Consider the following 15,152-nt stretch of genomic DNA (forward strand, 5'->3'; position numbering starts at 1 on the left):
CTCCGCTCCATTCGCTGCCATTTGCCACGCCGGCCGTTTTTTGCCGCCGCGGCCGCCTCGGCGAGCTGCGCAGAGGCCGCCAGAAGAGCCGGTGCCGTGTGGGCGAGAAGAGGAGAAAGCGGACATCCGAGCACAGGCGCATACCGTTGAGTCTGCGCGTTATGCGGGAGAGACAGGCCCGCTCCCGAGGAGGCTCCCGGGCAGCGCGCGCGGCGCTTCTTATCGCCGGGCGGCGATGACGCCGGCGAGCTCGAAGTCGAGCGGGACGCCTTCAGTCTGCCGGTATTCCTCCAACCGGGCTGCAAACACCTCACAGAGCGGCTGGAGGACCTCCGGGGGGAACTCCCGCAGCGCCGCGTGGGTCACGAACCCGCTCTCCTGGAGCCATCCTGCCGCCTGCGCGCCGGAGCCGAACCAGAGCCGGAAGCGGTGGGTCCACGCTTCCACGGTGGAGAGGCCGCCGCGGTGGAGCGCCTCGCTGATCTGCACGGCGCCGTCGGGGACCGGCAGCGCCACCTTGACCAGGCCGAGCTCCTCGGCCATCCGGCAATAGACCGCGTACGCTTGCGGCGTGCTGCTCGAGAGGTTCGAGAGGACGCCGGCGCGGCCCCCGGGCCGGAGGATGCGCCCGAGGCGACGCAGGGCCGAGCCCCAGTCCAGGTAGGCGAGGCAGAAGCGCAGGGTGACCACGTCGAAGCTCGACGGCTCCGCGAGGTGGAGGAACGGCTCGGCCTCCGCGCACGTCGTCGAGAGCGGGAGCCCCGCGGCCGCGGCCCGGGCGCTCGCGGCCCGGAGCATCTCCGCGGAGCAGTCGACCGCGACCACCTCGCCGGGCGCGACCTGCCTGGCCATCTCCACGGTCTCGATGCCCGTGCCGCACCCGATGTCGGCGCACCGCGCCCCGGCCGCCAGCCGGAGCCCCGCCGTGAGCCGATCCTGGGGCTGCCGCAGGTGGCGGCCCCACTGATCGTCGTACCGCGCCGCGATCCGATCGTAGATCGATCGCACCAGTTGATTTGCGCTCTGCACCCCCGCCGTGCTCCTTCCCTGCCCAGACGGCCGAGGGCGCCGCGCGCGCGGCAGCAGCACACCCCTCGGCCAGCGCGAGGGAAAAGCGAGAACGGTGCCACGCCGGCGCGCGGCGCTCGGGCACGTCGCGCCGGCGCGGCGCTCGAGCCCGGCGTCACGCGGCCCCGGGCGAGCCGGTCAGCGCGTCGACGTCAGAGCTTCCAGAGCGCGCAGCCCCAGTGGACCCCCGTCCCGAGGGCGAGCACCATGGCGAGCTGCCCCTTCTTCAGCCTGCCGGCGCGCATCTCCTCGTCGATGAGGATGGGCACGGTGGCGCCGCTCGTGTTGCCGAAGCGGTCGATGTTGCTCGGGAGCTTCTCGACGGGGACCCCGAGATCCTTGCGGATGTGCTCGTTGATGCGGCCGTTCGCCTGGTGCGCCAGGAACACGTCGATCTGATCGATCGTGAGGTTGTGCGCGGCGCAGAGCTCTCGCGCGGTCGCGGGGAGCTTGGTCACGGCGAACTTGAAGAGCTCGCGGCCATCCATGCGCGGGATGTGGGCGTCGTCCTCGAACGAGCCCGCCTTCCAGTAGGGGCGCGAGCGGAAGCCGCCGCCGGGCACGTAGAGCAGCTCGGCGAAGCGGCCGTCGGAGCAGATCTTGTGGCCGCGCAGGCCGGCGTCGCGATCGGTCGCGCGCAGGACGAGCGCGCCGGAGCCGTCGCCGAACAGGACGGCGAGGTTCCGGTGGCGGTCGGCGCGCTCGCGGGCCTCCGGCGTGGCGGACCTGCCGTTCTTCGGGTCGAGCGCGCCCCAGTCCTCCCAGGGCATGAAGCCGGCGTGCGCCTCCGCGCCCACGAACAGGATCGTCCTGGCGGCGCCGGTCTGGATCAGCCCGTCGACCGTCTGCAGGCCGAACAGCATGGCCGCGCACTGCTGCCGGATGTCGAGCGCGGGGACGCCGGGAATGCCGAGCTTCGCGCCGAGCAGCGCCCCGGAGCCGGGGAAGATGTAGTCCGGCGTCATCGTGGCAAACAGGATGTGATCGATCTCGGACGGCGAGATGCGCGCGGACTCGATGGCGCGCTTCGCCGCCTCGCACGCGAGATCGCTCACGCCGACGCCGTCCGGCGCGTAATGCCGCTGGCGGATGCCGGATCGCTGGTAGATCCACTCGTCGGAGGTCGTGATAACCCGCGCGAGGTCGTCGTTGGTGACAGGCTCTCCGGGCACGTAGTGCCCTGTGCCGATGATCTCGAACCCGGTCTTGGCCACGGAGGTGCCTTACTCGAACCGCACGCCCGAGGCGAGCGGCGAGGAAGAAAACCGCACGCCACGCCGAGAGGCAGGCGCACGCCGCGGCGCGGCGGATGCAATCGACGCCGGCGGCGCGCCCGCAGGTGTACACGCCGCGCCGCGCCGCGCCGCTACAGCGCGATGCGGCGGTGCGGCACGCGCCTACCAATGCGCCCGCGGTCTTGACGACACGAGTCGTCCCGGATACCCTCGCGCCCTTGGCGGCGGCCGAAGAGGTGGTGCTCCGCCGGCGGGCGTGCTGGCCGATGGGCTGCTAGGCGCCGCGCCCGCGCAGCCGGCGCGCCGAGGCCGCCCAGCTGCAGATGGGGCAGCGGGTCATGTCGTGGCGCAGCGCCGGGCAGTGCTCGCGGCCGAAGTAGATGATCTGCAGGTGGAGCTTGTTCCACTGCTCTGGGGGGAACGTGCGCTTCAGGTCGCGCTCGGTCTCGACGACGTTCCTCCCGGACGACAGCCCCCAGCGGAACGCGAGCCGGTGAATGTGGGTGTCGACCGGGAAGGCGGGGTGACCGAACGCCTGCGCCATGACCACCGAGGCCGTCTTGTGGCCGACCCCCGGGAGCGCCTCCAGGCCCTCGAACGAGGCGGGGACGACGCCGCCGTGCTCGCTCGCGATCCGCTCGCTCAGCGCCTTCAGGTTCTTCGCCTTGGTGGGCGCGAGCCCCACGGTCCGGATGAGCCGGGCGATCTCCTCGACGGGCACGGCCGCCATCTCGGCGGCAGTCCGGGCGCGGGCGAGCAGCGCCGGCGTCACCGCGTTCACCATCTTGTCCGTCGTCTGGGCGCTGAGCATCACCGCGACGAGCAGCGAATATGGATCCTCGTGGGCGAGCGGGATCGCGGGCTCGGGGTACAGTCGATTGAGGACGTCGGCGATCCTCGCCGCTTTCTCGGCGCGCTTCACGGGGCTTCGGGGGCAATCAGGGCGACGAGGGCCATCAGGGCAAGAGAAACGCGAGGAGATCGCCGAGCTCCTGGTCGGACAGCACCTCGAGAGAGAACGGCGGCATCTGCCCGCCGTAGCCGACGAACGAGCCGTGCCGCACCTTCTCGACGAAGACGAGCCGCCGCTCGAGCTCCGTGTACTCGCTGGGCGGGTGATCCTCGAGCCACTCCTCAGGCATCACCGGCGCCGAGTTGACGAGCCGCTGCTCCCCCGAATGCGCTTGCCCGTGGCAGGACGCGCAGCCGCGCTCATAGAGGCGCTCTCCCTCGCCCGCGTCGCCGGGCGGCGGGTCGCTCAGCGTGTACACCGGCGTGAACGCGGCGGCCTCGGTGAGCGCTCCGTCGCCGGGCAGCGACTCCAGGAACGCGTACATCGCCTGAGCGTCGCCGTCGTCGGCGGTCCAGGGCTCGTCTCTGCGCATGAAGTAATAGAGGCAGTGGTTGATCGCGCCGAGGAGATCGGCCTCCTGTCCGCCCCAGTAAAACGGCCTGTCCACGGCGCCGGCGAGCGGGGCGCCGGGCAGGAGGGCGTCCCCCGCCTCGCCGGGGCGCGCTTCATGGCACGTCGCGCAGGTGTAGGCGTTGAAGGTCGTCCCCGCGACGGACGGGTCGCGGAAGAGCGCCGCGCCGTGCTCCGCGGCCGTGGCGTCGACGATCTTCGTCTCGGGCTCGCCCGGACAGCCGCACAGGAGCGCCGCGCAGGCGAGCGCGGCCGCGTGACCGCCCCGCGCCCTCACTGCGCCTCCGCGGCGACGCGCACGAACGCGTCGGGGTAGAGGCCCACCGTGGTGTCGCTGCGGGTCTCCAGCGTCCCGGGATCCAGCCGGAGCACCTTGCCGGGCGTCTCGCTCTGATCCCCCTCGCAGACGACGAACAGCCCGTCGCCCCCGTCGAAGTCCGCGATGTGCGGCTTGTCGCATTCCCCGGTGAGGTCGCGGTAGACGATCGCGTCGGGTCCCTCGTCCAGGTCGAACAGCGCGATCGCGTCGGGCGACTGGGTCGGCACGTAGAGGCGGCGCGCGTCGGGCGACCACGCGACGAAGTACGGCGCGCCGAGCATCAGCAAGCTCGACTCGGGCTCGTGGAACTTCCCCGACGCGACATCGAAGAAGCGCACGTCTTTGCTCTTGGTGTTGCTCACGGCGATGGTCTTCTGGTCGGGGGACATGACCGCAGCGTAAGGTCCGTAGTTGGGGTCGGGCGACGGGGACGGGCTCGGCCCCACGGGCACGCGCACCACCTCGGCGGAAGGGTCGGTCAGGTCGACGATCGCGAGGGAGTCCTCGCCATAACAGGCGACGTAGGCGCGGGCGCCGTCAGGGCGCGAGAGGGCGACCCCGTGGGCCATCATGCAGACCGGGATGAACACCGGCTGAGCGGAGCCCGTGGGCAAGACCTCGTCGGGGCTGATCACCGCGAGGGAGGAGCGCGCCGCCTCTATATCGCGCGGGTTGTCGAGCACGCGCTTGAGATCGTAATGAGAGACGACGACGCGGCTGCCGTCCTCCGAGATCACGATATCACCCGGGTTCGGCTCGACGCGCACCTGCCCGAGGACACGCATGTCGTCGAGCGCGAGCTTCTGGACATAACCGTACATCGCGCTCGATCCGTGGCTCGCGTGGGGGCCGACCGCGCCGGCGACGACCGGGTACGACAGCGCGACGTAGAGCGCGTTTCCCGGGGCGTCCAGCGCCACGTGGTGCGGCCCGTCGATCGTCACGGGATCGCGGCCCACGGGGTAGACGCCGAACCGCTCCCCCGTCGCGAGCGAGAGGAGGGAGATCGTGTCAGAGCGGCTGTCGCTCACCACGCCCATGCCCCCCTCCGGAATCACGATCTTGGGACGCCGGTTGGGATAGGCGTCCCCCTCGTAGGCACCATAACGGGTCTCGATGTTCGGGTCGGGCTCGGCGCAACCCGCCAGCGTCGACGCCGCGAGCGCGCAGCCCAGAAATCGCGAAATGGCCATGAACAACCTCGAGAAGGCACCCGGGCTCCGGACGCGCCGCATCGTAGCAGCAGCCGCCGGCGCGTCAGGACACGACCAGCGCCCTAGCACGGTCCAGCCCGCCCGCATCGACAGACTGATCCCAGCGGGCCCGTCGAGAAAAAAGTAGGCTAAATTACTATCTTTCCGGACGCTCTCCTTTCACAGGGTCTCACCGTGGGTGCTACCGTACCAGTGTACATTTCTTGATCGTTCGCTGTTGCGTGGCCATCCATGGGTCGATGACCCACACACGAGCTGTACGCGTCGCAGCGGCCGAGTTCGGCCGGCCGGCGGTCGAGGAAGGCCGCCGCGGGCGCCGCGGGGCGCGCCTCTCCCTCCCTCTCCTCCCCGCGCTTCTGCTGCTCGCGCCGGCGTGCGCGCCGGAGGAGGCCATCTCACCGCTGCCGCCGCCCGCGCCGACGCCGCTGCCGCCGCTCGAGGGCGCGCCGCCGCTGACGACCGAGCGCACGCTCGAGGTGGTCTCCGCGGTGATCGATCCGCCGGCCAGGGACCCTTCCGTGCCGGCGGACATGGAGCAGCTGCTCGCGGAGGGCTACGGCGAGATCGCGATCGGGCCCGGCCAGCCGCTCGTTCCGGCGACGCTCGACGGCGCCCCGCCGCCGCCGCGCGGCGCGCGGCCGAGGCTCCTGAGCCGCTTCGTCCACCTCGCCGACACGCAGCTCGCCGACGACGAGTCGCCCGCCCGGCTCGCCGTCTTCGACGCCCCCGGCGTGTTCGCCTCGGCGTTCCGCCCGCAGGAGGGGCACGAGTGCCGGATCCTCAACGCCGCCGTCCGGACGATCAACGCGGTCCACCGGAGCGCGCCGCTCGACTTCGTCCTGCTCGGCGGCGACAACGCGGACAACGCGCAGACGAACGAGATCTCGTGGTTCATGGACATCCTCGACGGCGCCGAGCACGTCGAGTGCGACTCGGGCGACGACGACGACCCCGTGCGCGGCCCGGACAACGATCCCAAGGATCCGTTCGTCGCCGAGGGGCTCGCCGTGCCGTGGCGCTGGGTGACGGGCAACCACGACGTGCTGCACCAGGGGAGCTTCCCGATCGACGAGGGCCGCAAGGCGCTCGCGATCGGCGGCATGTCGACCGGCGGCACGCGCGACTGGTCGCTCCCGGGCGCGCCGGTGGTCACGGGCGAGGTCGTGCCCGATCCGGGGCGAGCGCTGCTCAGCCGCCCCGCCCTGCTCGAGCAGGTGGGGGCCACGGGCGACGGGCACGGGATCGGAGCGGACGAGCGGGCGTACGGGAAGGCGTTCTACGAGTTCGACGTGAAGGACACGCCGCTCCGCGTGATCGTGCTCGACACGTCGTCCGACACCGGCGGGTCGATCGGCGTGATCCTCCAGGACGACGTCGACCGGTTCATCCGTCCGGCGCTCGATCGCGCGAAGCTCGAGAAGCGGTGGGTGATCCTCGCGTCCCACCACGCGTCCCGCGTGCTCGGCGACGGGTCGTTCGCCCCGGCGGGCGTCGACGCGAACCCTGGCGCGCTCAGCGTGGCGGCGTGGCAGTCGCTCGTGGGCGGCTACGACAACGTCCTGCTCCACCTCGCGGGGCACACCCACGTGCACCGGTGGACCCGGGTCGAGCCGAGCGGCGGGCACGCCTACTGGGAGCTCGAGACCTCCGCGCTCGCCGACTACCCGCATCAGGTGCGCGTGATCGAGATCTGGGACGACGACAACGGCTTCGTCTCCATCCGGGGCACCGCCCTCGACTACGCCGTCGACGGCGACCCGGTAGCCGAGGACGGGCGGCGCCGGGGCGTCGTGGACCTCACCTCCGGCTTCGGCAGCGACGGCAGCGGCGAGCCCGCGTGGCGCAACGTCGAGCTCTCGATCCAGCGGCCCGACTGAGATCGCCGGCCAGCCGCTCGACCGGGATCACCGGTCGAGCAGCGGCACCGTCTCCTTCAGCTCGATCGACAGCGGAGGATCCCCGCCCCGGCGGATCGCGGCCGCCATCGTGTGCCGCGCCGACGGCCGGTAGAGCGCGAACTGCCAGGCGGCGCGGTCGTCGTCGAGCCGGGGGTCGAACGAGATGCCGATCTCCGGCCCGTCGTCGAGGTGGAACGAGAAGTGGTCGAGCGGGATCGCGAGCCCCAGCCCGCGGGCCTTGATGTACGACTCCTTGAGCGTCCAGTACTCGAAGAAGCGCGCCCGCCGCCGCGCCTCGGGCAACGCGCGCAGCGCGCGCACCTCGGCGGGCGAGAAGAACCGATCGGCGATGTCCACGGCGCCGCCCGCGCGCTCGGTGTCCTCGACGTCGACGCCGACGTCGCGGTCCATCGCGACCAGGCACGCGATGAGCCCGCGCGTGTTGGACAGGTTGAACCGGAGCGGCGGCACCCCGGGCGGCCCCGCGATCTGCGGCCGGCCGTGTGCGTTCCGGACGAACGTCCACGCTTCGGGCGCGACCGGCGCGTACTTCGAGAGGACGGCGCGCACGAGCGCCCGCGTGAGCAGGTACTCGTGCCGGTGCTCGGGGAACACGAAGCGCGCCTGCTGGGCCGCCTCGTCCGGCGCCATCAGCCGGTGGTAGGCCGCGAGCAGGGCCTCGTCGCGGACCGGATCCGAGAAGACGTACCAGAGGTGCGCGACGTCGGGACCGAGCTCGAGCATCTACGTCGTCCCCAGCGGAGCCGCGTCGGCCGGCCCTGGCAAGATCTCCCGCAGGCAGCTGTCGGCGGTGCGATCGATCGGCCGCTGCCGCGGATACCCAAACGACACCTCCTCGAAACGGACACCATCGATCCAGTCCGTGCGGGGGATGTGGAGATGACCGGACACGACCACGCGCGCGCGGAACCGCGTGTGCCAATCGTGGGTGCGCCGGGTGCCGCACCAGATCGAGAAACGCGGGATGTGCCGCAAGCGCACGAGCTCCTCGCGCAGGGGGAAGTGGTTGATGAGGATGGTCGGGTGCGCGCCGGCGGCGCTCGAGGTGATGGCGGCGAGTCGCGCCTCCGTCTCTGCGACGCGGGCGCGGCACCACGCGGGCCGGCTCGCGTACGGGCTCGGGTCGAGCAGCTCCTCGTCCGTGCAGAGGACGCCGCTCTCCATCGCCCACGCGACCGCGCCGCTCTCGGGCACGCCGTCCGGCCGGAAGCTGTAGTCGTAGAGGAGGAACATGGGCGCCAGCACGTGCGGCCCGCCCTCGCCCTCCCAAACGACGTACGGGTCCTCGGGCGTGATCACCCCGCGGCTCCGGCAGATCTCGATCAGGCGCTCGTACCGGTCTCGCCCGCGCGGCGCGCCGCGCTCACTCGGCATCCGATAGAGCTCGTGGTTGCCGGGAACCCACAGGAGCTGCTTGAACCGCGGGCCCAGCGTGTCGAGCACGTAGAGCAGGTGCTGCTCCGTCTCCCCGAGGTCGCCGGCCAGGATGAGCCAGTCCTCCGGCCGCGGCGTCATGCGCTCGATGGCCCAGCGGTTCTCCGCATAGCCGACGTGGAGATCACTGAGTGCGAAGAGCTTCATCGTCGGATGACACGTCGCCCGCGGCCGGGCCAGCGTCAACAACCAGCCTCATCCACCGCGGCGGCGGGCGTCCGCCGCCGCCCACCACGTTCACCTGCCGCGCGCCCGGCGCCGCGTTCACCCGCGCGCGCGCTCCGCGCCGCGATGGCCTGCCGCGGGGTTCGCGCTCGCGCCGCGCTCGCGCCGCGCTCGCGCGACGCCCCTGCCGGGTCCCCGGCGCCGGGCCGCGACCGGGGACCGTTACCCCGGGTTTTTGGGCCGATTCCGCCGGAGCTGGCGCGGCGCATTAAAGTAGGGCTCCAATCCTTCTGCCACATGTGCTACGCGCGTGTGAAGTCTGCACCATGCCTCTGCCCCAACGACAAGGTCTTTACGATCCGGCTTTCGAACACGACGCATGCGGGCTCGGGTTCGTCGCCACGCTACGCCGTGAAGCGACGCACGAGGTCGTTTGCCAAGCGCTCGAGATCCTCGAAAATCTAACCCATCGCGGCGCTGCTGGCTGCGACCCCTGCACCGGCGACGGCGCGGGTGTCCTGCTCCAGATCCCGCACGAGCTGTACGCCGCCTCCGTGGCGGCCCAGGGCATCGATCTGCCCGCGCCCGGCGACTACGCGATCGCCACGGCGTTCTTCTCCCAGAACCCGTCGCGGCGCCGCCAGTGTGAAGCGATCCTCGAGGCCGCGGTCGTGCACCACGGCCAGCGCGTCCTCGGCTGGCGCGACGTGCCCATCGACGACGGCGCCATCGGTCCGGTCGCGCGCGACTCGCGCCCCGCGATCCGGCAGCTGTTCATCGGCAGGGTCGCGCCCCGTCAGTCCTTCGAGCAGGTCCTCTACGCGATCCGCAAGCGCGCCGGCCGCACCGCCCACGCGGACGACTTCTACATCACGTCGTGCTCGTCCCGGACGGTCGTCTACAAGGGCCTGATGCTCGCGGAGCAGGTCTCGGCGTTCTACCCCGACCTGTCCGACAAGCGCGCGGTGTCGCGGCTCGCGATGGTGCACTCGCGCTTCTCCACGAACACCTTCCCCACGTGGGAGCGCGCCCACCCCTACCGCGTGATCGCGCACAACGGCGAGATCAACACCCTGCGCGGCAACACCGCGTGGATGTCGGCGCGCGAGGCGCTGCTCAAGAGCGATGTCTTCGCGAACGCGATCGAGGACTTCAAGCCGATCATCCGCCCCGGCGGCTCCGACTCGTCCGCGCTCGACAACGTCGTCGACTTCCTGCTCGCGAGCGGCCGGTCGCTCCCGCACGTGATGATGATGCTCGTGCCCGAGGCCTGGGCGCACGACCCGGACATGTCGGCCGAGAAGAAGGCCTTCTACGAGTACCACGGCTGCCTGATCGAGCCCTGGGACGGCCCCGCGGCGCTCTGCTTCACCGACGGCCGGCTGATCGGCGCGACGCTCGACCGGAACGGCCTGCGCCCCGCGAAGTACGTCGTGACGAGCGACGGGCTCGTCGTGCTCGCGAGCGAGTTCGGCGTGCTCGACATCGAGCCGTCGCGCGTCATCCAGAAGGGGCGCCTCCAGCCCGGCAAGATGTTCCTCGTCGACACGAGCGAGGGCCGCGTCGTCAGCGACGACGAGATCAAGCGCCGGGTCGCGACCCAGAAGCCGTACGCGGCGTGGGTCGCCGAGAACAAGATCGACCTGCGCGCCCTCGAGGACGTGCCGAGCCTCTACACGATCCCGCACGCGGAGCTCCGGACCCTCCAGCAGGCCTTCGGCTACACGGAGGAGGACCAGCGGATGATCCTCGCGGCCATGGCCACCCTCGGCGAGGAGCCGGTCGGCTCGATGGGCATCGACATCCCGCTCGCCGTCCTCTCCGAGAAGCCGCAGCTGCTCTTCCGCTACTTCAAGCAGCTGTTCGCGCAGGTCACGAACCCGCCGGTCGACCCGCTCCGCGAGGAGATCGTGATGTCGCTCGTGAGCTGCGTCGGCGGCGAGGGCAACCTCCTCGAGGAGACGCCCCGCCAGTGCCGGATGCTCGAGCTGCCGCACCCGATCCTCACCCAGGACGATCTGTCCAAGCTGCGCAAGAACGTCTTCCCGGATTTCCGGGCGGCCACGCTGCCGATGTACTTCTCAGTCGACGGTGACCCGGAGGACAACCTGCGCACCGCGCTCGCGAAGCTCTGCAAGGACGCGAGCCGCGCGATCGCGGACGGCGCGAGCATCCTCATCCTCAGCGACCGCGGCATCGACGAGACGCTCGCCCCCATCCCGAGCCTGCTCGCGATGGGCGCCGTGCACCACCACCTCATCAACGAGGGGACACGCACGCGCGCCGGCGTCATCGTCGAGACCGGCGAGGCGCGTGAGGTCGGCCACATGGCGCTGCTCATCGGCTACGGCGCGGGCGCGGTGAACCCGTACCTCGCGTTCGAGTCGATCGCGGCGATGTGCCGCGACAAGACCCTCGGCGCCGAGCTCTCGCCGTCCGCGGCGAGCTCGCGGTACGTGAAGGCGCTCAAGAAGGGCATCCTCAAGATCATGTCGAAGATGGGGATCAGCGCCCTCTCCAGCTACCAGGGGGCGCAGATCTTCGAGGCGATCGGCATCGATCAGATCGTCATCGACGCGTACTTCACCGGCACGGCGTCGCGCATCCGCGGCGTCGGGCTGCGCGAGATCGCGGAGGAGGCGCTCGCGCGCCACCAGGGGGCGTACGGCGAGCGGGCGAGGTCCGTCCTCGACGTCGGCGGCCACCACCACTACCGCGTGTTCGGCGAGCGGCACCTCTGGACGCCGCAGTCGATCTCGACGCTGCAGCGGGCGGTCCGCCTCGACGACGCGAAGAGCTACGAGGAGTACGCCGCGATCGTCAACCGGCAGGAGGAGCACCCGATGTCGCTCCGCGGGCTGTGGGACTTCAAGCCCGCGGGCCCGCCGGTGCCGATCGAGGAGGTCGAGCCCGCCACCTCGCTCGTGAAGCGCTTCGCCACGGGCGCCATGTCCTTCGGGAGCATCTCGAAGGAGGCGCACGAGACGCTCGCCGTCGCGATGAACCGCATCGGCGCGCGCTCGAACACCGGCGAGGGCGGCGAGGACCCCGCGCGCTTCCTCCGGCTCGCGAACGGCGACTCGAAGCGGAGCTCGGTGAAGCAGGTCGCCTCGGGGCGGTTCGGCGTCACGGCCGAGTACCTCGTCAACGCCGACGAGCTCCAGATCAAGATGGCCCAGGGCGCCAAGCCCGGCGAGGGCGGCCAGCTCCCGGGCCACAAGGTCGACGCGGTGATCGCGAAGGTGCGCCACTCCACGCCCGGCGTGACGCTGATCTCGCCGCCGCCGCACCACGACATCTACTCGATCGAGGACCTCGCGCAGCTCATCTTCGACCTGAAGAACATCAACTCGAAGGCGCGCATCAGCGTGAAGCTCGTCGCCGAGGCGGGCGTCGGCACCATCGCCGCGGGCGTCGTGAAGGCGCACGCGGACGTCGTGCTCATCAGCGGCGACTCCGGCGGCACGGGCGCCTCCCCGCTCACGTCGATCCACCACGCGGGCGTGCCGTGGGAGCTCGGGCTCGCCGAGGCGCACCAGGTGCTCGTGATGAACGGGCTCCGCGGCCGCGCCATCGTGCAGACCGACGGGAAGCTCCTGACGGGCCGGGACGTGGCGTTCGCCGCCCTGCTCGGCGCCGAGGAGTTCGGGTTCTCCACGGCCCCGCTCGTCGCGGCCGGCTGCATCATGATGCGCAAGTGCCACCTCAACACCTGTCCGGTGGGCATCGCCACGCAGGACCCTGAGCTCCGCAAGAAGTTCACGGGCACGCCGGAGCACGTCATCCGCTTCTTCTTCTACGTGGCGGAGGAGCTCCGGCAGATCATGGCGAGCCTGGGCTTCCGTACGTTGACCGAGATGGTCGGGCGCTCCGACTGCATCGTGCAGCGGCGCACCGGGCTCCACCCGAAGGCGCGGAAGATCGACTGCTCCGAGGTGCTGTACCGGCCGAAGGAGGCCCTCACCAGCCCGACCCACTGCGTCGAGCTGCAGGACCACAAGCTCGACCGGGTGCTCGACCTCAAGCTGATCGAGCAGGCGCGCGCGACGATCGACGGCGGCCCGCCCGTCGTGATCGAGACCCGCGTGAAGAACTCCGATCGGACGCTCGGCGCCATGCTGAGCGGCGAGATCGCGCGCCGGCACGGCGGCGCGGGGCTGCCGGAGGACAGCATCGTGGTGCGGTGCGCCGGCAGCGCCGGCCAGAGCTTCGGCGCCTTCGCCTCGCGGGGCATGACGCTCGAGCTCGAGGGCGACGCGAACGACTACGTCGGCAAGGGCCTCTCCGGCGGCGTGGTCGCGGTGCGCCCGCCGCGGGAAGCTCCGTTCCGGGCGGACGACCAGGTCATTGTCGGCAACGTCGTGCTCTACGGCGCGACGACCGGCCGCGCGTTCTTCAACGGCCGCGCGGGCGAGCGCTTCGCCGTCCGGAACAGCGGGGCCACCACCGTCGTCGAGGGCGTGGGCGACCACGGCTGCGAGTACATGACGGGCGGCACCGTGATCATCCTCGGCACCACCGGCCGCAACTTCGGCGCCGGCATGAGCGGCGGCCTCGCCTACGTCTTCGACGAGGACGCGCTCTTCGAGGCGCGCTGCAACAAGGAGATGGTCGCGCTCGAGACGATGACCGCGGCCGACGCCGAGTCGGTGCGGGCGCTGCTCGAGGAGCACGTGCGGCGGACGGGCAGCCGGAAGGCGCTCGAGCTGCTCGACAGCTGGCAGACCGTGCTCGCGAAGTTCGTGAAGGTCGTCCCGAGCGAGTACCGGCGTGCCCTCGAGGCCGCGTCGGCGCCCGCGACGAACGGTGCGGACGGGACGAACGGGCTCGTGTCCCTCCTTTCACCCTCCACCCCCTACGTTTCCACTGGACGTTACGTCCCCGCCAACGCGGGCCCCGCGAGCGCGGGAGAGAGGTCGGCCGCCCATGGGTAAGGTACGAGGCTTCCTCGAGATCCAGCGGGTCGACATCAAGAAGCGGCCCGTTTCCGAGCGTTTGAACGACTGGCAGGAGTTCGAGCTCCCGATCCCCGATCCGGAGCTCAAGGATCAGGCCGCGCGGTGCATGGACTGCGGCATCCCGTTCTGTCACGACGGGTGTCCGCTCGGGAACCTCATCCCGGACTGGAACGATCACATGTACCGCGAGCGCCTCCCGGAGGCGATCGCATCGCTGCACGCGACGAACAACTTCCCCGAGGTCACCGGGCGGGTCTGCCCGGCGCCCTGCGAGGCGGCGTGTGTGCTGAACATCGAGGGCAAGCCGGTCACGATCAAGAACGTCGAGCGCGGCATCGCCGACCGCGCCCTCGATCGGGGGCTGGTCGCGCCGATCGTCCCGAAGCACCGCACCGGGAAGAAGGTGGCGGTGATCGGGTCCGGCCCGGCCGGCCTCGCGGCCGCGCAGCAGCTCGCGCGCAAGGGGCACGACGTGACCGTCTTCGAGCGGGACGATCGCATCGGCGGCCTGCTCCGGTACGGCATCCCGGACTTCAAGATGGAGAAGGACCTCATCGACCGCCGCATGGAGCAGATGCAGGCCGAGGGGGTGACGTTCCGCACGGGCGTGCACTGCGGCGTCGACATCACCGGCGACGCGCTCCGCGAGATGTACGAGGCGATCGTGCTCTGCGGCGGGGCGCGCCGTCCGCGCGACCTGCCGGTGCCGGGCCGGGAGCTCAAGGGCATCCACTTCGCCATGGATTTCCTGACCCAGCAGAACAAGCGGGTCGCCGGCGACGTGATCCCGGATAGCGAGGCGATCCTCGCGACGGGCAAGCGCGTGGTCGTCATCGGCGGCGGCGACACCGGCTCGGACTGCCTGGGCACGAGCCACCGCCACCGCGCGGCGCACGTGACGCAGCTCGAGCTCCTGCCCCGCCCGCCCGACCAGCGCTCCGTCACGAACCCGTGGCCGGCGTGGCCGCTCGTCCTGCGCACCTCGTCCTCGCACGAGGAGGGTGGCGAGCGGGACTGGTCGGTCTCGACGACGGCGTTCCTCGGCGACGAGCGCGGGCACGTGCGCGCCCTCAAGGCGACGCGCGTGAGCCTGGAAGGCGGCAAGTTCGTGCCGGTGCCGGGGAGCGAGTTCGAGATCCCGTGCGAGCTCGTCCTGTTCGCGATGGGCTTCGTCGGCTCCGAGCGCGAGGGGCTGATCGAGCAGCTCGGCGTCGCGATGGACGTGCGCGGCAACGTGAAGGTCCAGCAGGGCGGGCGCACGAGCGTCGAGGGCGTCTTCGCCGCGGGCGACATGTCGCGCGGCCAGAGCCTCGTCGTCTGGGCGATCGCGGAGGGGCGCCGGGCCGCGGAGTCGGTCGACGTGTACCTGATGCAGCCGGCGAAGCGCCGCCTGGCGATCGCGGCGGGTTAACGCCGC

10 protein-coding genes are annotated in these 15,152 nt (G+C 71.4%); 3 read left to right on the forward strand and 7 right to left on the reverse strand.

Going from position 1 to position 15,152, the window contains the following annotated elements; all coding sequences use genetic code 11:
* Positions 1-219: 219 nt before the first annotated feature.
* From WMF43_RS29285 to WMF43_RS29305, 5 genes are all read right to left on the reverse strand, one after another.
* Positions 220-1,008: a class I SAM-dependent methyltransferase gene (locus WMF43_RS29285; protein WP_437669587.1), complete on the reverse strand. Its 789-nt coding sequence runs from the start codon at positions 1,006-1,008 to the stop codon at positions 220-222.
* Between the two features lie 212 nt (positions 1,009-1,220).
* The gene (locus tag WMF43_RS29290) at positions 1,221-2,282 is read right to left on the reverse strand and encodes a 3-oxoacyl-ACP synthase III family protein (protein ID WP_437669589.1); all 1,062 of its coding nucleotides are present in this window, start codon (positions 2,280-2,282) and stop codon (positions 1,221-1,223) included.
* A gap of 295 nt (positions 2,283-2,577) precedes the next feature.
* On the reverse strand, positions 2,578-3,225 hold the full coding sequence (locus tag WMF43_RS29295) for an endonuclease III domain-containing protein (protein WP_437669591.1): 648 nt from the start codon (positions 3,223-3,225) through the stop codon (positions 2,578-2,580).
* Between the two features lie 34 nt (positions 3,226-3,259).
* Entirely contained in the window at positions 3,260-4,003 is a 744-nt protein-coding gene (locus WMF43_RS29300) for a c-type cytochrome (RefSeq protein ID WP_437669593.1), read from the reverse strand.
* Entirely contained in the window at positions 4,000-5,238 is a 1,239-nt protein-coding gene (locus WMF43_RS29305; protein WP_437669595.1) for a YncE family protein, read from the reverse strand. The genes WMF43_RS29300 and WMF43_RS29305 overlap by 4 nt, the downstream gene beginning before the upstream one ends.
* Before the next feature lie 260 nt (positions 5,239-5,498).
* On the opposite strand from WMF43_RS29305, the gene WMF43_RS29310 reads away from it, so the two are divergent.
* On the forward strand, positions 5,499-7,136 hold the full coding sequence (locus WMF43_RS29310) for a metallophosphoesterase (RefSeq protein ID WP_437669597.1): 1,638 nt from the start codon (positions 5,499-5,501) through the stop codon (positions 7,134-7,136).
* A 27-nt stretch (positions 7,137-7,163) separates the two neighbouring features.
* Here the strand turns inward: WMF43_RS29310 and WMF43_RS29315 are convergent, their stop codons facing one another.
* Together WMF43_RS29315 and WMF43_RS29320 are read right to left on the reverse strand one after the other, a co-directional pair.
* Positions 7,164-7,901 carry a 4'-phosphopantetheinyl transferase family protein gene (locus WMF43_RS29315; protein ID WP_437669599.1) on the reverse strand — a complete coding sequence of 246 codons (738 nt, stop codon included), beginning with the start codon at positions 7,899-7,901 and terminating at the stop codon, positions 7,164-7,166.
* Positions 7,902-8,759 (reverse strand): metallophosphoesterase family protein, encoded by an 858-nt coding sequence (locus tag WMF43_RS29320; protein ID WP_437669601.1) that lies wholly within the window; start codon positions 8,757-8,759, stop codon positions 7,902-7,904.
* Positions 8,760-9,103: 344 nt separating this feature from the next.
* On the opposite strand from WMF43_RS29320, the gene gltB reads away from it, so the two are divergent.
* Both gltB and WMF43_RS29330 read left to right on the forward strand, forming a co-directional pair.
* Entirely contained in the window at positions 9,104-13,711 is a 4,608-nt protein-coding gene (gltB, locus tag WMF43_RS29325) for a glutamate synthase large subunit (protein ID WP_437669603.1), read from the forward strand.
* Positions 13,704-15,146 carry a glutamate synthase subunit beta gene (locus WMF43_RS29330; RefSeq protein ID WP_437669605.1) on the forward strand — a complete coding sequence of 481 codons (1,443 nt, stop codon included), beginning with the start codon at positions 13,704-13,706 and terminating at the stop codon, positions 15,144-15,146. The genes gltB and WMF43_RS29330 overlap by 8 nt, the downstream gene beginning before the upstream one ends.
* Positions 15,147-15,152: the final 6 nt, after the last annotated feature.

This window comes from Sorangium sp. So ce131, from assembly GCF_051519095.1.
Lineage (GTDB): Bacteria > Myxococcota_A > Polyangia > Polyangiales > Polyangiaceae > Sorangium.